The organism is Ferrovibrio xuzhouensis (assembly GCF_042648965.1).
Lineage (GTDB): Bacteria > Pseudomonadota > Alphaproteobacteria > Ferrovibrionales > Ferrovibrionaceae > Ferrovibrio > Ferrovibrio xuzhouensis.
Window position 1 is genome coordinate 331,306 of the sequence record NZ_JBHRYJ010000003.1, and the last position, 23,975, is coordinate 355,280.

21 protein-coding genes are annotated in these 23,975 nt (G+C 65.9%); 14 read left to right on the forward strand and 7 right to left on the reverse strand.

All coding sequences use genetic code 11. The features are described from left to right. Window positions 1-8 precede the first annotated feature (8 nt). A complete protein-coding gene (locus ACFOOQ_RS15345; RefSeq protein ID WP_379728232.1) occupies window positions 9-2,201 on the reverse strand; it encodes an RNA degradosome polyphosphate kinase in 2,193 nt (730 codons plus the stop codon). Window positions 2,202-2,349: 148 nt separating this feature from the next. On the opposite strand from ACFOOQ_RS15345, the gene ACFOOQ_RS15350 reads away from it, so the two are divergent. The 5 genes from ACFOOQ_RS15350 to ACFOOQ_RS15370 all read left to right on the forward strand — a co-directional run bounded on the left by ACFOOQ_RS15350 (window position 2,350) and on the right by ACFOOQ_RS15370 (window position 6,817). After that, window positions 2,350-2,898 carry a SixA phosphatase family protein gene (locus ACFOOQ_RS15350; RefSeq protein ID WP_379728234.1) on the forward strand — a complete coding sequence of 183 codons (549 nt, stop codon included), beginning with the start codon at window positions 2,350-2,352 and terminating at the stop codon, window positions 2,896-2,898. 179 nt (window positions 2,899-3,077) lie between these two features. Further along, window positions 3,078-4,364 carry an Nramp family divalent metal transporter gene (locus ACFOOQ_RS15355; RefSeq protein ID WP_379728236.1) on the forward strand — a complete coding sequence of 429 codons (1,287 nt, stop codon included), beginning with the start codon at window positions 3,078-3,080 and terminating at the stop codon, window positions 4,362-4,364. A 101-nt stretch (window positions 4,365-4,465) separates the two neighbouring features. Further along, window positions 4,466-5,911 carry a sensor histidine kinase gene (locus tag ACFOOQ_RS15360; protein WP_379728238.1) on the forward strand — a complete coding sequence of 482 codons (1,446 nt, stop codon included), beginning with the start codon at window positions 4,466-4,468 and terminating at the stop codon, window positions 5,909-5,911. Further along, entirely contained in the window at window positions 5,908-6,606 is a 699-nt protein-coding gene (locus ACFOOQ_RS15365) for a response regulator transcription factor (protein ID WP_379728240.1), read from the forward strand. The genes ACFOOQ_RS15360 and ACFOOQ_RS15365 overlap by 4 nt, the downstream gene beginning before the upstream one ends. Window positions 6,607-6,643: 37 nt before the next feature. Then, window positions 6,644-6,817 (forward strand): DUF4169 family protein, encoded by a 174-nt coding sequence (locus ACFOOQ_RS15370; protein WP_379728242.1) that lies wholly within the window; start codon window positions 6,644-6,646, stop codon window positions 6,815-6,817. Here ACFOOQ_RS15370 and ACFOOQ_RS15375 read toward each other — a convergent pair. Genes ACFOOQ_RS15375 through ACFOOQ_RS15385 form a run of 3 tightly spaced genes read right to left on the reverse strand, consistent with a single transcriptional unit; the run spans window position 6,814 to window position 9,601 of the window. Continuing rightward, window positions 6,814-7,464, reverse strand: coding sequence for an HdaA/DnaA family protein (locus ACFOOQ_RS15375; protein ID WP_379728244.1), 651 nt, complete (start codon window positions 7,462-7,464; stop codon window positions 6,814-6,816). The two genes, ACFOOQ_RS15370 and ACFOOQ_RS15375, sit on opposite strands and share 4 nt — an antisense overlap. Window positions 7,465-7,475: 11 nt before the next feature. Then, a complete protein-coding gene (locus ACFOOQ_RS15380) occupies window positions 7,476-8,555 on the reverse strand; it encodes an AI-2E family transporter (protein ID WP_379728246.1) in 1,080 nt (359 codons plus the stop codon). Continuing rightward, entirely contained in the window at window positions 8,552-9,601 is a 1,050-nt protein-coding gene (locus tag ACFOOQ_RS15385) for a DUF2066 domain-containing protein (RefSeq protein ID WP_379728248.1), read from the reverse strand. Before ACFOOQ_RS15385 ends, ACFOOQ_RS15380 begins: the two co-directional genes overlap by 4 nt. A 144-nt stretch (window positions 9,602-9,745) precedes the next feature. On the opposite strand from ACFOOQ_RS15385, the gene purM reads away from it, so the two are divergent. Further along, window positions 9,746-10,825 (forward strand): phosphoribosylformylglycinamidine cyclo-ligase, encoded by a 1,080-nt coding sequence (gene purM / locus ACFOOQ_RS15390; protein ID WP_379728250.1) that lies wholly within the window; start codon window positions 9,746-9,748, stop codon window positions 10,823-10,825. A gap of 4 nt (window positions 10,826-10,829) precedes the next feature. After that, window positions 10,830-11,492 (forward strand): phosphoribosylglycinamide formyltransferase, encoded by a 663-nt coding sequence (gene purN / locus ACFOOQ_RS15395; RefSeq protein ID WP_379728252.1) that lies wholly within the window; start codon window positions 10,830-10,832, stop codon window positions 11,490-11,492. A gap of 133 nt (window positions 11,493-11,625) precedes the next feature. On the opposite strand, the gene ndk is transcribed toward purN, so the two are convergent. Further along, complete coding sequence (gene ndk, locus ACFOOQ_RS15400; protein ID WP_379728254.1) at window positions 11,626-12,048, reverse strand: nucleoside-diphosphate kinase; 423 nt, start codon at window positions 12,046-12,048, stop codon at window positions 11,626-11,628. A 132-nt stretch (window positions 12,049-12,180) separates the two neighbouring features. Between ndk and ACFOOQ_RS15405 the strand changes: the two genes are divergently transcribed. Further along, window positions 12,181-14,112, forward strand: a complete 1,932-nt coding sequence (locus tag ACFOOQ_RS15405) for an ATP-binding cassette domain-containing protein (RefSeq protein ID WP_379728256.1) — start codon at window positions 12,181-12,183, stop codon at window positions 14,110-14,112. A gap of 102 nt (window positions 14,113-14,214) precedes the next feature. Here the strand turns inward: ACFOOQ_RS15405 and ACFOOQ_RS15410 are convergent, their stop codons facing one another. Then, on the reverse strand, window positions 14,215-14,664 hold the full coding sequence (locus ACFOOQ_RS15410) for a DNA polymerase III subunit chi (protein ID WP_379728667.1): 450 nt from the start codon (window positions 14,662-14,664) through the stop codon (window positions 14,215-14,217). Between the two features lie 128 nt (window positions 14,665-14,792). Beyond that, window positions 14,793-16,292 carry a leucyl aminopeptidase gene (locus tag ACFOOQ_RS15415; RefSeq protein ID WP_379728258.1) on the reverse strand — a complete coding sequence of 500 codons (1,500 nt, stop codon included), beginning with the start codon at window positions 16,290-16,292 and terminating at the stop codon, window positions 14,793-14,795. A gap of 173 nt (window positions 16,293-16,465) precedes the next feature. On the opposite strand from ACFOOQ_RS15415, the gene lptF reads away from it, so the two are divergent. From lptF to rsmA, 6 genes are read left to right on the forward strand one after another with little or no spacing between them, the layout of a single operon-like run. After that, window positions 16,466-17,572 carry an LPS export ABC transporter permease LptF gene (gene lptF / locus ACFOOQ_RS15420; RefSeq protein ID WP_379728260.1) on the forward strand — a complete coding sequence of 369 codons (1,107 nt, stop codon included), beginning with the start codon at window positions 16,466-16,468 and terminating at the stop codon, window positions 17,570-17,572. Beyond that, on the forward strand, window positions 17,572-18,666 hold the full coding sequence (gene lptG / locus ACFOOQ_RS15425) for an LPS export ABC transporter permease LptG (protein ID WP_379728262.1): 1,095 nt from the start codon (window positions 17,572-17,574) through the stop codon (window positions 18,664-18,666). The genes lptF and lptG overlap by 1 nt, the downstream gene beginning before the upstream one ends. Then, on the forward strand, window positions 18,663-20,861 hold the full coding sequence (locus ACFOOQ_RS15430; RefSeq protein WP_379728264.1) for an LPS-assembly protein LptD: 2,199 nt from the start codon (window positions 18,663-18,665) through the stop codon (window positions 20,859-20,861). The genes lptG and ACFOOQ_RS15430 overlap by 4 nt, the downstream gene beginning before the upstream one ends. Window positions 20,862-20,868: 7 nt before the next feature. After that, window positions 20,869-22,143 carry a peptidylprolyl isomerase gene (locus tag ACFOOQ_RS15435; protein WP_379728266.1) on the forward strand — a complete coding sequence of 425 codons (1,275 nt, stop codon included), beginning with the start codon at window positions 20,869-20,871 and terminating at the stop codon, window positions 22,141-22,143. After that, a complete protein-coding gene (pdxA, locus tag ACFOOQ_RS15440) occupies window positions 22,121-23,158 on the forward strand; it encodes a 4-hydroxythreonine-4-phosphate dehydrogenase PdxA (protein WP_379728268.1) in 1,038 nt (345 codons plus the stop codon). The genes ACFOOQ_RS15435 and pdxA overlap by 23 nt, the downstream gene beginning before the upstream one ends. Continuing rightward, a complete protein-coding gene (gene rsmA / locus ACFOOQ_RS15445; protein WP_379728270.1) occupies window positions 23,142-23,969 on the forward strand; it encodes a 16S rRNA (adenine(1518)-N(6)/adenine(1519)-N(6))-dimethyltransferase RsmA in 828 nt (275 codons plus the stop codon). The genes pdxA and rsmA overlap by 17 nt, the downstream gene beginning before the upstream one ends. Window positions 23,970-23,975 lie beyond the last annotated feature (6 nt).

Sequence of the window (23,975 nt, forward strand, 5' to 3'; positions counted from 1 at the left end):
ATCCGTGATCACGCCTTGCCGTTGGCGGGTTTTAGCTGGAGGCGCGGAATCGCCTCCGGTTTCTTGAGCGCCTTGCCGCGGCCGGACAGGCTCGGGTTGGTCATGAAATAGGTATGCGCACTGAAGGCATCCGCTTCGGACGATGCCCGCGTATAGGTGTCGTCGGGGCCGAGATACCAGCTCTGCGCCTGGTCCTTCAGGGTGGCAACCATGATCTGGTCGAGAATCTGCTCGTGCACCGTCGGGTTCTCGATCGGGATCAGCACCTCGACGCGGCGGTCGAAGTTGCGCGGCATCCAGTCGGCCGAGGAAATGAACAGCTTGGCATCGGCCGAGGGCAGTCCCTTGCCGGCACCGAAGCAGACGATACGCGAATGTTCGAGGAAGCGGCCGATCAGGCTGCGCACGCGGATATTCTCCGACAGGCCTTTCACGCCGGGCCGCAGGCAGCAGATGCCGCGCACCACAAGATCGATCTGCACTCCGGCGCAGCTGGCCTCGTACAGCGCATCGATCACCACCGGATCGACTACGCTGTTCATCTTGGCCCAGATCGCCGCCGGCCGGCCGGCCTCGGCGTGGCGGATTTCTTCCTTGATCAGCTCCAGCAGCCGCGGTCGCAGGGTATAGGGCGAGATCGCCACCTTCTTCAGGTTCTCCGGCGGCGCATACCCGGTCAGGAAGTTGAACAGGTAGGTGGCGTCGTGGCAGAGGTCCGGATCGTCGGTGAAAAAACTGAGATCGGTGTAAACCCGCGCCGTATAGGGATGATAGTTACCGGTGCCGAAATGCACATAGGTGCTGAGCTGGCCGCCCTCGCGACGCACCACCAGCGAAATCTTGGCGTGGGTTTTCAACTCGATGAAGCCGTAGACCACCTGCACGCCGGCACGTTCCAGGTCGCGCGCCCATTTGATATTGGCGGCCTCGTCGAAACGCGCCTTCAGTTCGACCAGCGCGGTGACCGACTTGCCGGCCTCGGCCGCCTCGATCAGCGCGCGCACGATCGGGCTGTCGTCGGATGTGCGGTACAAAGTCTGCTTGATCGCCACCACCTGGCTGTCGGCGGCTGCCTGGCGCAGGAACTGCACCACGACGTCGAAGCTTTCGTAAGGGTGATGGACGACGATATCCTTGTGGCGGATCGCCGCGAAGCAGTCACCGCCGAAATCGCGGATGCGTTCCGGGAAGCGCGGGCTGAACGGATTGAATTTCAGCTCCGGCAGATCGTCGATGATCAGCCGCTTGGTATCGGCCAGGCCGAGGATGCCGTCGACCACGATCACCGCCTGCGGAATGACCTCGAGCTCCTCGCAGACAAACTTGCGCAGGCCGTCGGGCATCTCGGCGTTGATCTTGAGACGGATCACGCTGCCGCGCCGGCGCCGCTTCAGCGCCGTCTCGAACAGGCGGACCAGGTCTTCGGCCTCTTCCTCGATCTCGATGTCACTGTCGCGGGTGATGCGGAACTGGCCCTTGCCGAGAATCTCGTAGCCCGGGAACAGCTTGTTGATGAACAGGCCGACCAGGTTCTCCAGCGACAGGAAACGGATGCCGTCGCCCGGCAGGCGCACGAAGCGATCGACCTGACTGGGCAGCGGCAGCAGCGCATTCAGGCTGCGGCCGTCACGAATCCGACGCATTTGCATCACCATCGCGAAACCCAGATTGGGGATAAACGGGAAAGGATGTGCGGGATCAATGGCCAGAGGCGTCAGAACCGGAAAGACCTGTTCGAGGAAATAATCCTCGAGCCAGCGCAACTCTTCGGCCTTCAGCAGGTCCGGTTCCAGCACATGGATACCGGCCACGCCGAGTTCGATGCTGAGCGCCTTCCAGCAGGCCTGCTGCTTGATCATCAGCTCGCTGGCCGCCTCGTTGATCACCACCAGCTGCTGGGCCGGGGTCAGGCCGTCCTGGCTGATCTCCTCGATGCCGGCCTTGACCTGGCCGTAGAGGCCGGCGACGCGGACCATGAAGAATTCGTCGAGGTTGTTGGCCGAGATCGACAGGAAGCGCAGGCGTTCGAGCAGCGGATAGCGCGTGTTGTTGGCCTCTTCCATGACGCGCAGATTGAAGGCGAGCCACGACAGTTCGCGGTTGATGAACCGCTCCTTGGGGCTCAGCGTGATCGCCGGCTGTGCCTTGGCGACCGTTTTCGCCGTGGGGGCCGACTGGAGATTTTCCGCTACCTGCTGCATATCCGATGCCTCTGCCGTTACCGGCGAACCGTCCGCGGGAACATGGTCCACCCTCCCCGCCGGCCGGCGCCTTCGGGTATAGGTCTAACGATGCTTTGTGTCAAAGCGGCGACACTTGGCCGACGGTCCGGAAAAGAAGGATAAGCTCATGCTCCGCCTGTGGCTTTTGCGACACGCCAAGTCCGCCTGGGACGACCCGGGACTGGACGATTTTGCCCGTCCGCTCAGCCCGCGCGGCAAGAAAGCCTGCCGCCATATGGCGCGCCATATGGCCGAGCGCGGCATCCATCCCGACTTCGTGCTGTGCTCGCCCGCCACCCGCACCCGCCAGACCTGGGAGCGGCTGGAAAAACGCCTGCAGCCGGTAACTGCCGGGGCCGAGGACGACAGCGACCGGCCGCGGGTCCGCTTCGAGCCCTCGCTGTATCTGGCCGAGCCGCCGGCGCTGTTCGCCATCATCCGTGCTGCGCCCAAGCGCTGCCGCGAGCTGCTGCTGATCGGCCATAATCCGGGTCTGGAGGAATTCGCCCAGCGCCTGACCGGCAGCGCCGCCGGCGATGCCCTGCCCCGCCTGACCGGCAAGTTTCCCACCGCCGGTCTGGCCGAGCTGACCTTCCCGGTGACCACCTGGGCCGAAATCACCCCGGAAAGCGGCTTTCTGGCCAGCTTCGTGGTCCCGGCCCAACTTGGCGAGTGAGTCTGGTTACCTATGCGTAACTTCAGAACATCGAAAACGGGAACAGACGGGGCGCATGAGGAGCATTTGCCTGCTCGTGATATATCGGTGATTCCGATCACACATAGAGAAATAATCGTTTTGATCGCAATCCTCTCAGATGTCATATTGATAATAATTCGCATCTGAGAGGTGCCGCCATGTCTGCCCTGATTACTGCCATCGCGTCCCGCGGCGAGCCCGGCCAGAGCCCGGGCCTGCAGGCTGCCCTGCGCCGGCTGGTCGGTCCCGGCCTGCTGGTCGCCGTCGGCTATATCGATCCCGGCAACTGGGCCACCGACATTGCCGGCGGCACCGCCTATGGCTACAGCCTGCTGACCGTCGTGGTGGTCTCGAGCCTGCTGGCCATGGCGATCCAGACCCTGGTGGTGCGGGTCACCATCGCCACCGGCGAGGATCTCGCCACCCTGACCGCCCGCATCCTGCCTCGCCCGCTGGCCCTGCTGTCCTGGGCCGCCGGCGAAGCGGCGATCCTCGCCACCGCCCTGGCCGAGCTGGTCGGCGGCGCCATCGCGCTGCGCCTGCTGGTCGGCCTGTCGCTGGAAACCGGCCTGCTGGTCACGGCCGCCGGCACGCTGGCGGTGATGCTGCTGTCCAAGGGTCATGCCGGCCTGCAGGAAAAGCTGGTCAACGGCCTGATCGCCATCGTAGCCGTCTCCTTCATCGCCCTGCTGGTGGCGGCGAAGCCCGATGCCGGCATCATGGCGCGCGACATCGCCAATGCCGGTCATGTGCTGGGCCATGATACCGGCGCCCTGCTGATCGGGCTGGGTATCCTGGGTGCCACCATCATGCCGCATAACCTGTATCTGCATTCCGGCCTGCTGGCCGAGCGGCTGCGCGACCTGCCTGCTGGCCGCGAACGCCAAGCCCTGCGCACCGCAACCGGCGATACCGTGCTGTCGTTGAGTCTGGCCATGCTGGTGAACGCGGCGATCCTGATCGTCGCTGCCGCCTCGCTGACCGGCGGCACCATCGCGGTGGCCAGCCTCGACGACGCCCATGCTGCCATGGCGGTGGTGCTGGGCGGCGTGATGGCCACCGTCTTCGCCATCGCGCTCTATGCCGCCGGCCAGTCCTCGGCGATCACCGGCGTGCTGGCCGGCCGCATCCTGACCCGCGGCTTCCGCGGCCGCGAGAGCCGGGCCTGGTTGCGCGGCATCGTCACCCGGGTGGTTGCCGTCGCCATCGGCTTCACGCTGATGACCCGCGGCGGCGGCCAGAGCCCCGACCAGCTGCTGGTGCTGAGCCAGGTAGTCCTCTCGCTGGCCCTGCCGTTTGCCCTGGCGCCGCTGGTGGCGATTGCCGCCCGCCGCGAGCTGATGGGCCGGCTGGCGCTCGGCCGCACCACGATCATTGCCGCGGCGGCGGTGACCGCCCTGATCATCGGGCTGGACCTCTACCTGCTGGCCGATGCCGTGCTGTGAGAATCCGGGCGTCACCGATACCGGTGGCGCCCGGATTCTTGTCAATTCTCGCGGCCCGGCGTGCTGGGCATTGACGGCAGATCGGGTAAAATCCGGCCGCCATGCTCGACCTGCCGACGCTGCTGCTGCTGCTGACCGTGACCGTGACATTCCAGGGCCTGATCTGGCTGCTGGTCTGGGCGACGCAGCGCCATCTGTACGAGCTCAGGTTCATCGCCGCCGGCTTCATCATCTTTGCTGGCGGTCTGCTGCTGCAGTCGTTCCACGGCTATGTCTCGCCACCGGCGTTGCTCATCACCTACAACTACTGCATCCATATCGGCGCCGTGCTGATCACCCATGGCCTGGCCCGTTTCCTCGGCCAGCGCGGCAATCCGCCCCTCATGCTCGCCTGCATCGCCACCACTGTGCTGTTCTGGCCGGCGGCCATCGCCATCGCGCCGGAGAACATCGCCGTCCGCATCATCGCCAGCGACACGATCGCCACGGTTCTGGTCGGCTATATGATGCTCAGCGTGGGCCGTGACCGCAGCCAGCCCAGCGTGCTGCGCTGGTTCACCTTCGGCCTGTTCGCCACCGATCTGATCGCCCTGAATGCGCGGACCGTGGTCGCCCTGTTGCATTATGACAATCAGGCGATGCTGCTGACCAATGCCGTGCAATCCTGGTATTTCTTCTACTTCAACATTTTCATCACCGGACTGTTCCTGTCGCTGCTGCTGATGGTCGGCGTGCGGCTGTCGGCCGACCTGCGCCGCAAGAACGAGGCGCTGTCGGACGAAGTGGCCCAACGCAGCCGCCTGCAGGACCGGCTGACCGCCAGCCTCGATGCCGAGAAGGCGCTGCATGAAGAACAGCACCAGCTGTTGCGCATGGTGACCCACGAATTCCGTACGCCGCTGGCCATCATCGACCGCGCCGCCGAAATGATCGACGTGGTGCTGGACGAGAAAACCGACACGGTGACCCGACGACTTGCCAGCATCCGGGAGGCCGTGCAGCGCCTGCTGCAGCTGACCGACCGCTTCCTCAACACCGAGCGCCGCAGCGACGCCCTGCTGCAGCCGGAACGGATCGATATCCCGGCCCTGTTCGACATCGTCGCCCGGCATTTCGACGGCATGGATGCCGCGCCGCGCCTGCGTTTCGCTGCCGACGCGTCCCTGCCCTATTACTGGGGCGACCTCGACATGCTGGCCACCGTGCTGATCAACCTGATCGACAACGCCGTGAAGTATTCGCCGGAAGACAGTGCAATCGACATCGTTGCGCAGGCCGCGCCGGACGCCATTCTACTCAGCGTTACCGACCGCGGCATCGGCATCCCGCCGGCGGAGGCCGGGTTGATCGGCCGGCGCTTCTTCCGCGCCTCGAACACCAAGCCAGCCACCGGCACCGGTCTCGGGCTGCACAACGCCCGGCAGCTGCTGGATTATCACCACGGCCGGCTCAGTCTGCAGCCGGGACCGGCCGGCGGCACCATTGCCACCGTATACCTGCCGCTGCCCGGGCCGGCGCCGGCCATCAGCGAAGCAATCCCCGCATGAGCCGCATCCTTGTCGTCGAAGACGAACCGTCGCTGCGCACCGACCTGGTCGATTACCTGGCCATGCGCGGCTTCGCCGCCGAGGGGGCCGGTTCGGCCCGCGAGCTACGCACGGCCCTCAAGGGCAGCGAGCCACCAGCCATCATCATCCTCGACATCGGCCTGCCCGACGGCAACGGCTTCGACCTTGCCCGCGAAATCCGCAGCAATCTGGATTGCGGCATCATCATGCTGACGGCACTCGGCGAGGCCGACGACCGCGTGCGCGGCTTTGACAGCGGCGCCGATATCTATCTCGTCAAACACAGCACCCTGCGCGAGATCGAGGCAACGGTGAACAGCCTGCTGCGCCGCCTGCAGGACCCGCAGCCTGCCGCCGGCCGGCAGCCCGACCTCTGGCTGCTCAGCCGCAGCACCTGGCAATTGCAGGCGCCGAACCGCCGCGAGGTCAAACTGACGGCAACCGAGCTTGCCTTTGTCGCCGCCCTGCTGGAAAACGCCGGCCAGCCCTGCTCGCGCGATGCGTTGACCCGGCTGATGGCGCGGCCGCAGACCACCTGGGACAACCGCCACCTCGATGCCGTGGTGAACCGCCTGCGCCGCAAGATCCGGGAAACCACCCATATCGAGGCGCCGATCAAGATGATCTATGGCCGTGGTTACGCCTTCAGCGCGCCGGGCCAGATCGAGGCCTGAGCTTTTCTTCCGTCGCCGGGCGCGCTAGCATCCGGCCATGGGCGAGGTAATCAGCTTCAGCAAGCAGCGCAAGGCGCGCGACCGCAAGGGCGCCAAGGTCAAGGCGGCGGAAAACCACAGCCGTTTCGGCCGCAGCCGCGCCGAGCGCGAAGCGGAAGAAAAGGCCGCAGCCCGCACCGCCCAGGACCTCGACGGCAAGAAAATCGATTAGCTGGCGGCTTCGTCCAGCAGGCGGCGCGCCAGCGCCACCGTCACCGCCCGCCCCTCCGACAGGGCAGCGGCATCCAGTGCTGCCACCCAGTGCCGCGCGGCATGGAACGAGCGCTCGATGCGCGGCACCAGATAACGCACGACATCCTCGCCGACATGGAGCTGCCGGTCGCTGAACAGCTTGACCAGCACCGCCGCCAGCAGGGCATCGTCCGGCGGCGCGATGCCGGCGGCCGGCATCGCCTTCAGCCGCGACATCAGGTCGGGCAGCGTATACGACCATTGCGCCGGCGGCAGGCTGCCGGTCTGCAGCAGGCCGTGGCCACGTTCGCGCATCAGGTTGACCAGATGGAACAGGGCCACGGGGTCTGCGCCGCGGTCAGCATCGTCGAGACCGAGCGGCTGCCGCGCCAGACCGTCCACGGCGTCTTTTGTCAGGTCAGCCGGGACGATCAGGCGGGCATTGCTCCGCGCCGCCCAGATATGCGCCAGATGGGTCTTGCCGCTGCCCGCCGCGCCATGCAGTACCAGCGCCTGGTTCGGCCAGTCAGGCCAGCGATCGAGCCAGCCGAGCGCGGCTTCGTTGCCCGCGGCGACGAGGAAGTCCTCGCGCGACCAGGACACCGGCAGCGCGAGGCCCAGACTCAACTGCCCCCTCGTCATGGCCGGCCGCCGGGGGGCCTTCCGCCATGGTAGAGCAGGCTGTCGCGGTAGCGGTTCAGGGCAAAGCGGGTCAGCACGCCGATCACCGCGAAGACCGGCACCGCCAGCAGGATGCCGACAAAGCCGAACAGCGCGCCGCCGGCGAACAGGCCGAACATGATCCAGACCGGATGCAGGCCGACCCGGTCGCCGACCAGCTTCGGCGCGATGAAATTGCCTTCGAGGAACTGTCCGACCGCGAACAGCGCCGCCACCGCCGCCACCCAGATCCAGTCCGGCCAGAACTGCGCCAGCGCCACGCCGATCGAGACGATGAAGCCGAGCGAACTGCCGACATAGGGGATGAACGAGATGGCGCCGGCCATCAATCCGATGAACAGGCCGAACTGCACGCCGAGCAGCGACAGGCCGAGGCCGTAGAAGGTGGCGAGGATCAGGCAGACCAGCATCTGGCCACGCACGAATCCGGCCAGCACGCGATCGACCTCGCGGGCCTGTTCGCGCACGGTCTCGGCGTGGTCGAGCGGCAGGTAGTCGTTGATATGGGCGATCATGCGATCCCAGTCGCGCAGCAGGTAGAAGCTGACCACCGGGGTCACCACCAGCAGCGACAGGGTGTTGAACAGGGCCGCGCCGCCACCCCACAGGCCGGCCAGCACGCCGTTCACCACCTTCATGGCCTGTTCGGAGTTGCCCTTCAGCGCCGTCTGCAGGCCGCTGTCGAGATCGATGCCGAAACGGCCCGCGATATGCTGCAGGTATGGCAGCGCATAGTCGCGCAGGGTGGCAAGATACTTCGGCAGGTTGCCGACGAAACTGTCGAGCTGGTGCACGATCACCGGCACCAGCACCACGACCACGGCGGCGATTACGGCAAAGAAAACAATGACGATCCACAGGGTCGCCATGGTGCGCGACAGGCCGCGTTCTTCCAGCCGGTCGGCCACCGGATCGAGCAGGTAGGCCGCCGCCATCGCCACCACGAAGGGCAGCAGGATGCCGCGCAGCAGTACCAGCAGCACGATGAACAATGCCAGGATCAGGCCCCAGGCGAGCCACTGCTGGCGCTGGCTCACGGTTTGCGCCCCTGCAGCACCCAGTAGCCGTCGCGCTGGTCAAGCTGGACGTCGCGCTGGGCAAGTGCCACCGAGAGCTGGCCGGGCTCGCCGTAATAGTCGATCAGCACCTGGGCGTCGCGATGCGACAGCCGCAGCACCTCGACCTTGCGGATCAGCGGCAGGGCACCCAGCGTGCCGCGCAATTTGGTCCATTCCGCCAGGCTGGCAAAGCTGGCCGCGGCGCTGAGCTGGCCCTGCTTCTGCAGGTCGACCACGGTCAGCCGCTTCCAGCGCGCCTCGATGCGGCGGGCGATCTCGATGGCGCCGCCGGTCAGCGCCTCCTCCAGGGTGCCGCCGACCGACTGGTAGGTATCGAGCCGGTCGAGAAAATCGGCGGTGCCGGCGTGGTAGGGATAGATCTCGACGCGGACATTGCCGGGGTCCTGCTGCTGCAGGGTGGCCGACACCACCACGACATCGTCGAAGCCGCGCTGGCGGGCAAAGGCGAGCAGCTGGTCGGCACTGCCGAGCAGGCGGTCGAGCGGCGGCGCGGTGCCGCTCGGGTCGGCCGGGGCGACCGACAGTGGCACCAGGCCGTCGGCCTCGGGCCGGCGCAGCCAGGCATCGCGCCAGGGATTGTCGGCTTCCCACAGCCGGTTGCCGTCCGGCGACTGCCAGACCGGCACCAGCAGGATCGGCCGGCTGCGCGTCTCGGAATAGACCAGCCGGCTGTCCTGCAGCAGGCGGCGCACGGCATCGGCGCGGAACTGCACGGTGATGGTGGCGATGTAGCGGGTCGCCGAGGTGCGTTCGTCGCCGATCTCGAAACCGGAGATGATCTGGTTCAGCAGGGTCTCGCTGGCCCGCGGCAGCCGGTCGGCATCCTCCGGCAGGGTCAGGCGGCGCAGCAGCAGGGTAAAGGCGCGGCGCTCGCCTTCGGCGATGGCAATCGGCCGGGCGGCGGCGGCGCTGTCGGCGCTGGCATCCACCGGCACTTTGGCCACGGTAAACGGGTCCGCCGGCGGCGGAGTCTGGCCTGGCGTCTGGGCCAGGGTCTGGGCCAAGGTCTGGGCATGCGCCGGGCACAGGGCCGCGACCGCCAGGAGCAAGGCGAAAAAGGCGGGAATACAGGCCCTTAGCGGGCGACCATGGAGCATTGCAAAGATAAGGGGAATGAGTATGTTGGCCGGCATCCACCATAGCCCATCGTGGAGGCCATCATCAACACGTCGCCGCTCTATAAGGCAGCCGGGGTCGACATCGACGCCGGCGAGGCTCTGGTCGATGCCATCAAGCCGCTTGCCGCCGCCACCCGCCGCAAGGGTGCCGATGCATCCCTCGGTGGCTTCGGTGCCCTGTTCGACCTCAAGGCCGCCGGTTTCGTCGATCCGATCCTCGTCTCGTCGACCGACGGGGTCGGCACCAAGCTGAAAATCGCCATCGAGACCGGCCGCCATGACGGCGTCGGCATCGACCTCGTCGCCATGGTGGTCAACGACATCCTGGTGCAGGGCGCCGAGCCGCTGTTCTTCCTCGACTATTTCGCCACCGGCAAGCTGGAGGTCGAGACCGCGAAAAGCGTCATCGCCGGCATCGCCAAGGGCTGTGAGATGGCCGGCTGCGCCCTGATCGGCGGCGAGACTGCCGAGATGCCGGGCATGTATGCCGCCAAGGATTATGATCTTGCCGGTTTCGCCGTCGGCGCCGCCGAGCGCGGCCGCCTGCTGCCCCAGGGCGTCAAGGGCGGCGACCTGCTGCTCGGCCTCGCCTCCTCCGGCGTGCATTCCAACGGCTTCTCGCTGGTGCGCAAGGTGATCGCCGACGCCGGCCTCGACTTCGAGAGCCCGGCGCCTTTCGTGGCGGGCCGCAGCCTCGCCGAGGTGCTGATGGCGCCGACGCGGATCTATGTGAAGAGCTGCATGCCGCTGGTGCGCGACGGCCTGATCAAGGCGATGGCGCATATCACCGGCGGCGGCCTGGTCGACAACATCCCGCGCGTGCTGCCCGACGGCACCGACGCCATCGTCGACGCCACCGGCTGGGCGCTGCCGCCGGTGTTCCGCTGGCTCAAGACCGCCGGCAGGATCAACGATGCCGAGATGGCGCGCGCCTTCAACTGCGGCATCGGCCTGGTCGCCGTGGTCTCGGCCGACAAGGTCGACATCGTCGAGCACAAGCTGAAGGCTGCCGGCGAGCAGGTCTTCCGCATCGGCATGATCGAGGCGCAGGAAGACACCGCCGCCGAGCCGATGGTGTCGATGCGCAACACCGACACCGCCTGGACCTGATCCCGTGACGGACTCCGGGGCCGGCCGCAAGGCGGTCGCGATCCTGATCTCGGGTCGCGGCAGCAACATGGCCGCGCTGATCGATGCCGCCTGTGCGCCGGATTACCCCGCCCGCATCGCGCTGGTGCTCTCCAATCGCGCCGATGCCGAAGGGCTGGCCGAGGCGCAGGCGAAGGGCATCGCCACGGCCGTGATCGAGAGCAAGGGCAAGGACCGGGCGGCCTTCGATGCCGAACTCGATGCCCTGCTGAACGCCAGTGGCATCGACATCGTCTGCCTCGCCGGCTTCATGCGCCTGCTGACCCCCCAGTTCGTACAGGGCTGGAGCGGCCGGATGATCAACATCCATCCTTCGCTGCTGCCGGCCTTCAAGGGCCTCGACGTGCATCGCCGCGTGGTCGAGGCCGGCGCGAAGATCACCGGCTGCACCGTGCATTTCGTGGTCCCCGAGATGGATGACGGCCCCGTCATCGCCCAGGCCGCCGTGCCGGTGCCGGACGGCGCCACGGCCGACGACGTGGCGGCGGCCGTGCTGGCGCAGGAACATGTGATCTATCCGCAGGCGCTGCGCTGGCTGGCGGAAGAGCGGCTGGCCGTCAGTGGCAATACCGTGACGGTGCGTGATGCGGAACTGGCGAAGAGCGCACTACTCTCACCACTTCCCTGACCGTCACCCTCGGGCTTGACCCGAGGGTCCCATTTAAATGGGATGCCCGGATCAAGTCCGGGCATGACAAGCGAGAGACGAAAAAAGCCCGGCATTGCTGCCGGGCCTTCTGCATTCCGAAGTCCGGAAGGACTTAGCCGACGATTTCGGTGCCGGCGAAGAAATAGGCGATTTCCACGGCGGCGGTCTCCGGGGCGTCCGAGCCGTGCACCGAGTTGGCCTCGATGCTCTCGGCGAAGTCCTTGCGGATGGTGCCCTCAGCCGCATTGGCCGGGTTGGTGGCGCCCATCACGTCGCGGTACTTGGCGATGGCGTTCTCGCCTTCCAGCACCTGCACGACCACCGGGCCGGAGATCATGAAATCAACCAGGTCCTTGAAGAAGGGCCGCGCCTTGTGCACGCCGTAAAAGCTCTCGGCCTGGGCCTGGCTCATCTGCATGCGCTTCTGGGCGACGATGCGCAGGCCGGCGGCCTCGATCTTGGCATTGATCGCGCCGGTCAGGTTGCGGCGGGTGGCATCCGGCTTGATGATCGAGAAGGTGCGTTCAATTGCCATGGGGGCAGTCCTTTGGGCATTGGATAAAAATCGGTGGCGGGTATATAGAGGCTCCGCCGAGGACCCGCAACCGTCCCGGCCCCTGCAAACACCGGCCGCCCTCCCCTGGCCCCTGGACTTAAGTTATTAATAATGTTGTCTTTTCGTGAGCTGACCTACCGGATTGCCGGTCGCGTGCTGCTGGACCATGTCTCGGCGACGATCCCGGCCGGCCACAAGGTCGGCCTGGTGGGACGCAACGGCACCGGAAAATCGACCCTGTTCAAGATCATCTGCGGCGAACTGCAGACCGAGACCGGCGGCGTCGAACTGCCCAATGACTGCAAGATTGCCAAGCTGCCGCAGGAACCGCCGGACGGCGAGCAGAGCCCGATCGCCTATGTGCTGGCCGCCGACAGCGAACGCGAGGCGCTGCTGATCGAGGCCGAGGCACTGGAAGACGCGACCAGCATGGAAGATGCCGAGCGCATCGCTGCCGTGCACATGCGGCTGGCCGAGATCGACGCCCATACCGCGCCGGCCCGCGCCGCCGTGATCCTCGCGGGCTTAGGCTTCGACGAGGCGATGCAGAACCGGCCACTCGGCAGCTTCTCGGGCGGCTGGCGCATGCGCGTGGCGCTGGCCGGCTGTCTTTTTGCTGAACCTGATCTTCTGTTGTTGGATGAGCCGACCAACCATCTCGACCTCGAGGCCTCGCTGTGGCTGGAGGGCTACCTCAAGACCTATCCGCGCACGTTTTTGCTGATCAGCCATGACCGGCATTTCCTCAACAGCGCCATCGAGCACATCCTGCATATCGACAACGCCAAGCTGGTGCTCTATCGCGGCAATTACGACAGCTTCGAGACCGAGCGCCGCCTGCGCATGGAGCAGCAGACCGCTTTCGCCACCCGTCAGGCCGAACAGCGCAAGCATATGGAAGACTTCGTCGCGCGCTTCCGTGCCAGCGCGTCGAAGGCACGGCAGGCGCAGAGCCGGCTGAAGATGCTGGCCAAGATGCAGCCGATCACGGCCGCCATCGAAGACCCCAGCGTGATCTTCCGCCTGCCCGATCCGGAGGAACTGCCGCCGCCGCTGATCGTGCTGGACCATCTCACCGCCGGCTATGTGCCGGAGAAGCCGATCCTGCGCCATCTCGACCTGCGCATCGACATGGAAGACCGCATCGCCATGCTGGGTGCCAACGGCAACGGCAAGTCGACCCTGGCCAAGATCCTCGCCGGCACGCTGAAGCCGCAGGCCGGCAAGATCCAGCGCAGCGGCAAGCTGCGCATCGGCTATTTCGCCCAGGACCAGGACGAGGTGCTGGACGAGACCCGCACGCCGGTCGAGCATCTCGCCGACCTGATGCCGAAATGGACCATCGAGCAGCTGCGCACCCGGCTCGGCAGTTTCGGCCTGACCCGCGAGAAGGCGCAGACCGCCGCCGGCAAGCTGTCGGGCGGCGAGCGTGCCCGCCTGCTGTTTGCCATGGTCACCTACCATGCGCCGCATCTGCTGATCCTCGACGAGCCGACCAACCACCTCGATATGGACACCCGCGATGCGCTGGTGCAGGCGGTGAACGAGTTCAAGGGCGCCGTCATCCTGGTCAGCCATGACCGCCACATGGCCGAGGCCTGCGCCGACCGCTTCTGGCTGGTCGGCGACGGCACGGTGCAGGATTTCGACGGCGACCTCGATGATTACGCGAAGCTGCTGGCCGACCGCCGCCGCGCCGCCACCACCGTGAAGCTGAAGGGTGGCGGCAAGAGCAGCGGCGATGCCGGCTCCGCTGCCGACCGCAAGGCGGATCGCAAGGCCGCCGCCGCCGCGCGGCAGGCGCTCGCGCCGCTGCGCATCGCGGTGCAGAACGCCGAAAAGGCGATGGCGAAGGTGAATGCCGAGATGGCGAAGCTCGATGCGAAACTCGCCGATCCGAAGACCTATGAGACGCTGTCGCCGGCCGCGCAGGCCGAACTGCAGAAGCAGCATGGCGAGATGGCAAAACAGGTTGCCGCCGCCGAGGAAGCCTGGCTCGATGCCCAGGCGAAACTGGAACAGGCGCAGGCCGAAGCGGCGTAGATTTTACACTGCGTCAGCCCCGGCCCCGACCCGGGGATCTCTCGCCATCCTGCCTGAGATGGCCGGGTCAAGCCCGGCCAAGACGGGATTGGTATCGAGGGATTACCCTTCCGCCTTCTTGACCCAGCCGCCGGTTTCTTCCGACTGCTGCCAGTAGGTCAGGCTATGGCCGGCGTCTTTTGCCCGCTTCCAGCGCGCGCGGGCGGCCGAGACCGCCTCTTCGTCATTGCCGTCGAACAGGTCGCAGACCCGCGTATAGGCCGAGACATCGGCCGCATCTGCGCCATCGACCAGGAACAGCAGTTCGGCGTTGTTCGGCCGCTCGTCGTCGGTGGTCAGGTAGATCGGCTGGCGGTCGCTGAAGCCGTCGGCCTTGAGGCCATGCGGCAGGAAGCTCGCCCGCCCCCAGGTCCACAGCTCGCCGTTCAGAGCCGCGATGCGTTCTTCCGAGCCGCCTTTCACGACGGCACGCCATCCCCGTTGCAGGGTCTTGTCGAGCAGTTCCGGCAGCACCTGTTCAAGGCGCCGCAGGGTCAGGTGGTAGAACAGCATTTCAGCCACGGGACACCCGCAACCATCCCCTCCTCGTCACCCTCGGGCTTGATCCGAGGGTCCCATTCAATGGGATGCCCGGCCAAGAAGAGATCCTGGGTCCGGGCATGACAAAAAAGGGCATTGCCTCAGCGGTCCTCGTAGTGGTCGGCAACCAGGCGGTTCAGCAGCCGCACGCCGAAGCCGGTGGCGCCCTTCGGCACGGTGGCCTTGTCCTTCTTGCTCCAAGCCACGCCGGCGATGTCGAGATGCGCCCAAGGCGTCTTGTTGACGAAGCGCTGCAGGAACTGGGCGGCCGTGATCGAGCCGGCGCCGAAACCCGGCCCGGCGATATTCTGCATGTCGGCGATCGGCGACTTCAGCCCCTCGTCATAGGCATCGCCGAGCGGCAGGCGCCACAGCTGCTCGTCCTCCGCCTTGCCCGCCGCCGCCAGCCGTTCGGCCAGCACGTCGTTGTTGGCGAACAGGCCGGCATGCTCGTGGCCGAGCGCCATGATGATGGCGCCGGTCAGGGTGGCGAGATCGACCATGAACTGCGGCTTGAACTTCTCCTGGCAGTACCACATGGCATCGGCGAGGATCAGGCGGCCTTCGGCATCGGTGTTCAGCACCTCGATGGTCTGGCCGGACATGGATTTCACCACGTCGCCCGGCCGCTGGGCATTGCCATCCGGCATGTTCTCGACCAGGGCGACGACGCCGACGGCATTGACCCTGGCCTTGCGGCCGGCCAGCGCCGCCATGGCGCCGATCACGGCGCCGGCGCCGCCCATGTCCCATTTCATCTCTTCCATGCCGGCGGCCGGCTTGATCGAGATACCGCCGGTGTCGAAGCAGACGCCCTTGCCGACGAAGGCAACCGGCTTGCCGCCCTTCTTGCCGCCGGTCCACTGCATGGTGACGAGCTGCGATTCGCGCGACGAGCCCTGGCCGACGCCGAGCAGCGCGCCCATGCCGAGCTTCTTCATCTCGGCCTCGCCCAGCACCTGGACCTTGACGCCGAGCTTGGCCAGCTTGCGGCATTCCGCCGCAAGGGTCGCCGGATAGATTACATTGGCCGGCTCGGTCACCACATTGCGGGTGATCTCGACGCCGTCTGCCAGCTTGGCGAGCGGCAGATGCAGCTTTTTCGCCAGGGCAACGGCCGAGGTCAGCACCGTGACGGTCTTGAGCGCCGGCTTGTCCTTGTCCTTCAGGGTGGTGCGGTACTTGTCGAAGCGATAGCTGCCCAGCCGGGCCCCGAAGGCCGCCCGGGCCGCCGCCTCGGCGGCCGGCAGGACGCCGCCCTTGGGGACTTCCGCGGCAATCGCCAGATCGGTCTCGCCCGACAGGGCCAGCCGGCGCACGGCATCGCCGCCCAGCGCCTCGAAGGCCGCCGGCTTGAGCTCGGTCGGCTTGCCGAGGCCGGCCAGCAGCACCCGCGCCAGCCCGGCACCCGGGACCAGCAGTTCCAGCCACTGGCCCTTGGCCCCGGTAAACCGCGGCGCCGCCGCCATCGCCCGGGTCAGCGCCCCGGCCAGCGCTTTGTCGGCGGCCTGGCCGAAACTGCCAAGCTGGCGGCCGTCGGCGACCGTCAGGACGAGGCTGCCCCGCTTGGGCATTTTGCTGTCGGCAATATCGATTTTCATGGCTGGCGATCCGCTGTTTTTCGGTCCGGTTCCTGCCCGCACTATAGCGGCCGGCAGGCGCGCCGATCAATCCGCCGGGATGCCGCGAATCGCCGAATCTGCTTTTCTTACCAAGCCCTTCTTTTCAGAGCATGGCGGTGGCGGCAAGGCCCGGAATAGGTATACTGCCGGCCATGCGCGGGGTTACCAGCTACATCGTGCGGCAGATCGCCTGGCCGCTGGCTTTCGCCACTCTTACGCTGACCGGCGTGATCTGGCTGACCCAGTCCTTGCGCTTCATCGACCGCATCGTGAACAACAACCTCTCGCTCGGCAGTTTTTTCTATCTGACCATCCTGGTCCTGCCCAGCATCACGGCCATCATCCTGCCGGTCGCCACCTTCTGCGCGACGCTCTATGCCTTCCACAGACTGGCAACCGATTCCGAGCTGATCGTGCTGTCGGCTTCGGGCTTCAGTCGCTTCGCGCTGGCCCGCCCGGCGCTCTATATCGGCACCCTCGTCATGGTGGCGATGTATACTACCCTGCTGTATCTGCTGCCGATCGCCACCACCACGTTGCGCAACACGCAATACGAGTTCCGCAACGATCTGGCCGGCATGGCGTTGCTGGAAGGCGTGTTCAATACGCCGACCGACAACCTCACGGTCTACATCCGCGAGCGCGAGCCGAACGGCGACATGCTGGGCGTGCTGGTCCACGACAACCGCAACCCGGCCAATCCGGTCACCATGATGGCGGAGAAGGCAACGCTGATCCGTACGCCGGATGGCCCCCGCCTCTACATGGTGAACGGCAACCGGCAGCAGATCGATCCGCAACGGCGCACCCTGTCGCTGCTGTATTTCGACAATTACAGCCTCGATCTTGCTTCCTACGCGAAAAAGGAAGGCCAGGCCTGGCGGGAGCCTTCGGAGCGCTTCATCAATGACCTGCTCTATCCGGACCTGAACGACCCGTCGGATGTCGCCAATTACAACAAGCTGGTGGTCGAGGGACACCGCCGCATCGTGTCGCCCCTGTATGTGCCGGCGCTGATCCTGATTGCCGTCGCCAGCGTGATCGGCGGTGAATATAACCGCCGCGGGCACGGCCGCCGCCTGGTCACCGGCGCCGCTGCCGCCATCACCCTGCAGATCCTGAGCCTGATCGTCGCCCATCTCGCGACCAAGTCGATCACCTTGCTGCCCCTGCTGTATATCACGCCCCTCACCTTCATGGCCGGAGCCCTGCTTCTGCTGCGCGAACCCGTCCGGCGACGGGTGATCGGACGGGCCTGATGCGGCAGTCGACAACCCTGGCCCTGTATCTCGGCCGGCATTACCTGATGGCCATCCTGTCGGTTTTCATCGTGCTGACCGTCCTGGCCTACAGCTTCGACACCGTGGAACTGCTGCGCCGCGCCACCGGCAAGCCCGATGCGACCCTCGATCTGGTCATGCAGATGTCGCTGCTCAAGCTGCCGTCGCTGACCATCAAGCTGTTTCCGTTTGCCACATTGTTCGGCAGCATGCTGGCACTCAGCCGACTGACCCGCACCCAGGAACTGACGGTCGCGCGTGCATCGGGCGTGTCGGTCTGGCAGTTCCTGTTCCCCGGCCTTGCCATCGCCTTCATGCTGGGGGCCTTTGCCATCACGGTCTACAATCCGGTCTCGGCTGCTCTGCTGGCCCGCTACGAGAACATCGAGGCGCGAGTCCTGCGGGGCAGCAGCAGCATCCTTGCCGTGTCGTCCGGCGGCCTCTGGCTGCGCGATACCGATGCCAACGGCCAGATCGTCGTGCATGCGCTGCGCAGTGCCAAACAGGGCGTGCAGCTCTATGACGCCATCCTGTTTTACTACAACAGCAACGACCAGTTCATCAAACGTATCGATGCGTCTTCCGCCTATCTCGAACATGGCTACTGGATGCTGCAGAAAGCCGTGGTCAGCTATCCCGACCGACCGGCCGAATGGCACGACACGCTGCGCGTCACTACCACCCTGACGTCCGATCGCATCCAGGAAAGCTTTGCCTCACCGGACACCATTTCCTTCTGGCAGCTTCCGTCCTTCATCGACACGCTTGAAGCCGCCGGCTTCTCCGCGGTGCGCCACCGGCTGCATTTCTACAGCTTGCTGGCCCTGCCAGTTCTGCTCTGCGCCATGTTGCTGGTTGCGGCCAGCTTCAGCCTGCGTCTGGCCCGCGGCGGCGGCATCGGATTTATGCTGGCGGGTGGCGTCGCGGTCGGGTTCCTCTTCTATTTCAGCGTCGAGCTGATGCAACCTTTCGGTCTTAACGGTGCCCTGCCGGTACCGCTGGCCGCATGGGCACCCACTGCTGTTTTCGTGATGCTCGGTATTTCCCGGTTGTTCCATCTGGAGGACGGATGAACGGCTTCCGCCTCCCTGCCCTGCCTCTTGCTGTGCTTGCAGTCTGGTTGGCGACAGCCCTGCCGGCGCCGGCTGCGGCCCAGCAGGGCAGCAAAAGCCCGGTGCTCGTCACTGCAGACACACTGAAATATGACCAGTCGCTCGGCCTTGTCTCCGCCGAGGGCAAGGTGGAACTGTCACAGGATACCCGCACGCTGCTTGCCGATATGGTCACATACAGCGAACGGGACGACAAAGTGACGGCCAGTGGAAATGTCTCACTGATGGAGGCCGACGGGTCGGTGCTGTTCGCCGACTACATGGAACTGACAGGCGGCATGCGCGACGGCTTCATCCGCGACGCCGCGATGCTGCTTTCCGACAATTCCCGCGGCGCAGCGGCTTATGCGGAACGCCACAACGGCAACACCACGGTGTTGCGCAAGGCGATCTATACCACCTGCTCCCTCTGCGCATCGGATCCGTCCCGCCCGCCGCTCTGGGCGTTGAAAGGCGAACAGGTCGTTCATGACCAGGCGGCCCAGGAAATCCGCTATCGCGACGCCACCTTCGAACTGTTCGGCGTGCCGATCCTGTACACGCCGTATTTCAGCCATCCGGATCCGACCGTGAACCGCCGCAGCGGCTTCCTGGCACCGAGTTATCTGTCCGACACTTTTTTCGGACAGGTCGTCAAGGTCCCCTACTATTACGTCATTGATGATGAAAGCGACCTCACCCTCGTCCCGCAATATACCACCAAGCAGGACGGTCAGCTCTATGGTGAGTATCGCCAGCGCACCAGTTCTGGCGAAATACAGGTGGACGGCAGCTTCACCAGCCCCGTCGATAAGGTGAACGGTGACGGAAACATCGAATCCGGCGACCGGTACCGCGGCCACATCCGTGCCAACGCAGCTTTCCGCGCCAATGACGACGTCACGCTGGGCGCAAACATCTTCCGCGCGAGCGACAAGACTTACCTCAGCCGCTACAGCATTCCCGACCGCCCGTCGGCCAATGTGCTGACCAGCCGCCTCTATGGTGAGGCGATCAACGATCGCAACTATTTCGGGGCGAATGCGTTCGCCTTCCAGAACCTGCGCACCAGCACCACCAATGGCCTGACTCCGGTGACCGACAGCGCCGAACCGGTCGTGGCTCCACTGTTCGATTATTCGCTGTCGACCGATCCGGGCGACCATGGCGGCCGCTGGACCTTCGATGCCAACATGGCTTCGCTGTACCGGGCGACCGGTTCAGACTACCGCCGCCTCTCCGCGACGGCGACGTGGAGCCAGCCGTATTACGCCCCCAGTGGCGAAGTCTATACCGCCACGGCCATGCTGAAGACGGACGGCTACTGGCTGAACGATGCCGACCAGGCCCTTGGCGCTGCGATGAACTCCGGGCAGGAAAATTTTACCGGCAGGGCGATCCCCCTGGTGGCACTGGATTGGCGCTACCCGCTGGTCCGGGACGACGGCAACTACCGGGAACTTGTCGAACCGATCGTGATGGCCGTCGTTACCCCCTATGGCGGCAACCCCAAGAGCATCCCGAATGAGGATTCGCTCAGCTTCGAATTCGACGAAACCAATCTCTTCAGCCTGAACCGCTTCCCCGGTTACGATCGCTGGGATGGCGGCCCGAAGCTGAACTATGGTCTGCGCAGCGCCATCTATGGTCCAACCGGCGGCTATTCGGAACTGCTGGTCGGCCAGTCGCTGCGGGCCAAAAGCGACGATACCTTTGCCGCCGGCAGCGGCCTCAGCGACCAGTGGTCCGACTATGTTGCCCGGCTGACCGTCTCGCCCGGCCGTTATTTCTCCCTTGTGGACCGCGTCCGCGTATCCCAGAACGAAGACCTGACCGTGCAGCGCCATGAAGCGACGGCGACGCTCGGCTCGAGTCTGACCTATCTGTCGGTGACTTACGGAGAACTTGGCGCCAACGACTTCGTCAACGATACCGGCGACCGCGAGGCCGTGGCGGGGACGCTCCGTACCCAGTGGACAAAATACTGGAGTACCGAATTCCGCCATACCCGGGATCTGGGTGCCGATGGCGGTTCGCTGCTCAATTTCGCCGCCTTGCGATATACTGACGAATGCTTTGATATCATGCTGGTGGCGCAGCGGACCTTCACTCTCAATGAGGACATAAAGCCATCGACAACGATCGGCGTTCGATTCCGGATAGCAACATTCAACTGAGCCAGCCATGCAGCGCCTGACCATTATCCTCTTCGTTCTTTTCGGCCTGGCCGCCAGCCTACTGCCAGTGGTGTCGACTGCGCAGCAGCAGCAACCGCAGGACCTGCAGCGCATCGTGGCGCTGGTCAATGACGAAGTCATATCGGTGCGTGACCTGATAGAGCGCACGCGCGTCATTATGGTCACCGGCAATCTGCCCGATACACCCGAAGTCCGCCGCGCCGTTCGCGATCAGGCCATGCGGTCCATGATCGATGAACGCCTGGAGATGCAGGAAGCGAAGAAGCGCGGCATCAGCGTGCCTCAGGCCGACGTCGATTCCGCCGTTGCCCGCCTGGAGGAGCAAAACCATATACCTGCCGGCCGTTTCGAGGATTTCACCGCCCGCGCCGGCATCGACGCCTCGGCCATTATTGACCAGATCCGGACCGAACTGACCTGGGTTCGTATGGTCCGGTCACGGCTGAGCGCGACCACGGTGGTGACCGACGAAGAGATCGATGAGGCCATTGCCAAGCTCAAGGCCTCGGTTGGACAGACCGAAGACCTGCTGTCGGAAATCCTCATCCCGGTCGATTCGCCCGATCAGGAAGAACCCCAGCGGCAGACCGCGTTGAAGATCATCGAACAGTTGCACAAAGGCGCGAGCTTCCCGGCCCTGGCGCGGCAGTTCAGCCGCGGCACGACGGCCGCCGCCGGTGGTGACATGGGCTGGGTCACGCGCGGCATCCTGCCGGAAGAAGTCGAAACCGTCGTCTCGAAGATGCAGAAGGGTGAGCTTTCGCCGCCGATCCGGACGATCGGCGGCTACCAGATCATCCTGCTGCGCGAGCGTCGGCGTATCGCCCTGCCGGGTGTCGAGGATACCAAGGTCACACTGAAGCAGATCCTGCTGCCGCTGGCGGCGAATGCCAGTCCGTCCGACATCCAGACGACGGTGGGACTTGCCAATACCGTCCGCACCGGCATCCGCAGCTGCGACGATGTCGAGCCGCTCGCCGCGCAGCTCAAGGCGCCGGGCTCCGGCAGCCTCGGGACCCTGCGGCTCGGCGATCTGCCGGAGAATTTCCAGCAGGCGATCAGTCCGCTGAAGGTGAATGAAACCTCGCAACCCGTGGTCGCCGCCCGCGCCGTCCACCTGTTCACCCTGTGCGGCAAGACCGAGCCCAATGCCTTTGATCGCAACCAGATCAGGCAACGGCTGATGGTCCGCAAGGCCGAGCAGCTGTCGCAGCGGTATCTGCAGGACCTGCGCCGCGATGCCACCATCGAATTCCGCTGACCCTGTCGCGCCGGCGCCGCTCGCCCTGACCATGGGCGAGCCTGCCGGCATCGGCGGCGAAATCGCCCTGCAGGCCTGGCTGCGGCGCGACCGCGAACAATTGCCGCCGTTCTTCGTGCTGGACGACCCGGCGCGGCTGGAGGAGATCGCCACGCGCTTCGGCTGGCAGGTCCCGTTGCAGCAGATCGCCAGCCCGGCGGAAACGAACTCCTGCTTTGCGACCGCATTGCCGGTACTGCCGGTGCCGCTGGCCGCCCCGGCCCGGCCCGGCCGGCCCGACACGGCTAACGCTCCCATGGTGCTGCAGGCCATCGAACAGGCCGTGGCTTTTGCCCGCAATGGCGCGGCCGGCGCCGTGGTCACCAATCCGATCCACAAGGCGGCGCTCTATGCCGCCGGCTTCCGCCATCCCGGCCATACCGAGTATCTCGCCGCCCTGTGCGGCGGCGTCACCCCGGTGATGATGCTGGCCTCCGACCGGCTGCGCGTCGTCCCGGTCACCATCCATGTTTCGCTGCGCCAGGCCATTGCCCTGCTGACCACCGACTTGATCGTCGAGACAGCGCGGATCACGGCGGCCGACCTGCGCGACAAATTCGGCATCCCGCGGCCACGGCTGGCGGTTGCCGGGCTCAACCCCCACGCCGGCGAGGCCGGTGCGATGGGCGACGAAGATGCGGCCATCGTGGCCCCGGCCGTCGAGCGGCTGCGTGCCGAAGGCCTCGATGTGAGCGGCCCGCTGCCGCCGGATACCATGTTCCATGCCGCGGCCCGCGCCGGCTACGACGCCGCGATCTGCATGTATCACGACCAGGCGCTGATCCCGATCAAGACGCTGGATTTCGACCAGGGCGTCAACGTCACCCTCGGCCTGCCGATCATCCGCACGTCACCGGACCATGGCACGGCCTTTGATATCGCCGGCCAGGGCATCGCCAGCGCCGACAGCCTGGTTGCCGCCCTGAAAATGGCCGGCGCCATGGCCCGGCATCGCCAGTATGTCCGCAGCCATTGAGGCCCTGCCGCCGCTGCGCGAGGTGATTGCGCAGCACGAGCTGGCCGCGCGGAAATCGCTCGGCCAGAATTTCTTGCTCGACCTCAACCTCACCCGCAAGATCGCCCGCGCCGCCATGCCCTGGGTGGCCGGAACGGTGATCGAGATCGGTCCGGGCCCCGGCGGCCTGACCCGCGCCCTGCTGCTGGAAGGTGCGCCCGCCGTTGTCGCCGTGGAGCGCGACGAGCGCTGCCTTGCCGCGCTCGCCGAGCTGGTTACGGCCGCCGCCGGCCGGCTGCGACTGCAGCCGGGCGACGCGCTGGAAACCGACATCGCCGATCTGGCGCCGCCGCCCTGGCAAATCGCCGCCAACCTGCCCTACAACATCGCCACACCGCTGATCCTCGGCTGGCTCGCGCGCGCCAGCCAGATCGCCCGCATCACCGTGCTGGTGCAGAAGGAAGTCGCCCAGCGCCTCGCCGCCCCGCCGGGCAGCGACCATTACGGCCGGCTGTCGGTCGCCGCCCAGTGGCGCTGCGAGGTGCGGATGCTGTTCGACATCGGCCCCAAGGCCTTTGTGCCGGCGCCCAAGGTAACGTCGACCGTGGTGGAACTGCAGCCGCGCCCGGCGCCACTGGCCGAGGCCGATCCGAAGAAACTGGAACGGATGACGGCTGCCGCCTTTGGTCAGCGCCGCAAGATGCTGCGCGCCGCGCTGAAGCCGCTCTGGCCGGATGCCGAAGCGAAACTGATTGCCACCGGAATTGACCCGACACGGCGCGCCGAGACCCTGTCGATCGAGGAGTTCTGCGCGCTGGCCCGGCTGCTGTAGGGTCTG

Excerpts from the sequence above, each read along its gene's own strand:
- lptG (WP_379728262.1), top strand. The coding sequence starts at position 17,572 with ATGCGGCAGTCGACAACCCTGGCCCTGTATCTCGGCCGGCATTACCTG.
- ACFOOQ_RS15350 (WP_379728234.1), top strand. The coding sequence starts at position 2,350 with ATGCTCCGCCTGTGGCTTTTGCGACACGCCAAGTCCGCCTGGGACGAC.
- ACFOOQ_RS15365 (WP_379728240.1), top strand. The coding sequence starts at position 5,908 with ATGAGCCGCATCCTTGTCGTCGAAGACGAACCGTCGCTGCGCACCGAC.
- pdxA (WP_379728268.1), top strand. The coding sequence starts at position 22,121 with ATGCCACCATCGAATTCCGCTGACCCTGTCGCGCCGGCGCCGCTCGCC.
- lptF (WP_379728260.1), top strand. The coding sequence starts at position 16,466 with ATGCGCGGGGTTACCAGCTACATCGTGCGGCAGATCGCCTGGCCGCTG.
- ACFOOQ_RS15355 (WP_379728236.1), top strand. The coding sequence starts at position 3,078 with ATGTCTGCCCTGATTACTGCCATCGCGTCCCGCGGCGAGCCCGGCCAG.
- ndk (WP_379728254.1), bottom strand. The coding sequence starts at position 12,048 with ATGGCAATTGAACGCACCTTCTCGATCATCAAGCCGGATGCCACCCGC.
- ACFOOQ_RS15410 (WP_379728667.1), bottom strand. The coding sequence starts at position 14,664 with ATGCTGTTCTACCACCTGACCCTGCGGCGCCTTGAACAGGTGCTGCCG.
- ACFOOQ_RS15345 (WP_379728232.1), bottom strand. The coding sequence starts at position 2,201 with ATGCAGCAGGTAGCGGAAAATCTCCAGTCGGCCCCCACGGCGAAAACG.
- ACFOOQ_RS15430 (WP_379728264.1), top strand. The coding sequence starts at position 18,663 with ATGAACGGCTTCCGCCTCCCTGCCCTGCCTCTTGCTGTGCTTGCAGTC.
- ACFOOQ_RS15415 (WP_379728258.1), bottom strand. The coding sequence starts at position 16,292 with ATGAAAATCGATATTGCCGACAGCAAAATGCCCAAGCGGGGCAGCCTC.
- rsmA (WP_379728270.1), top strand. The coding sequence starts at position 23,142 with ATGTCCGCAGCCATTGAGGCCCTGCCGCCGCTGCGCGAGGTGATTGCG.
- ACFOOQ_RS15435 (WP_379728266.1), top strand. The coding sequence starts at position 20,869 with ATGCAGCGCCTGACCATTATCCTCTTCGTTCTTTTCGGCCTGGCCGCC.
- ACFOOQ_RS15370 (WP_379728242.1), top strand. The coding sequence starts at position 6,644 with ATGGGCGAGGTAATCAGCTTCAGCAAGCAGCGCAAGGCGCGCGACCGC.
- ACFOOQ_RS15405 (WP_379728256.1), top strand. The coding sequence starts at position 12,181 with ATGTTGTCTTTTCGTGAGCTGACCTACCGGATTGCCGGTCGCGTGCTG.
- ACFOOQ_RS15360 (WP_379728238.1), top strand. The coding sequence starts at position 4,466 with ATGCTCGACCTGCCGACGCTGCTGCTGCTGCTGACCGTGACCGTGACA.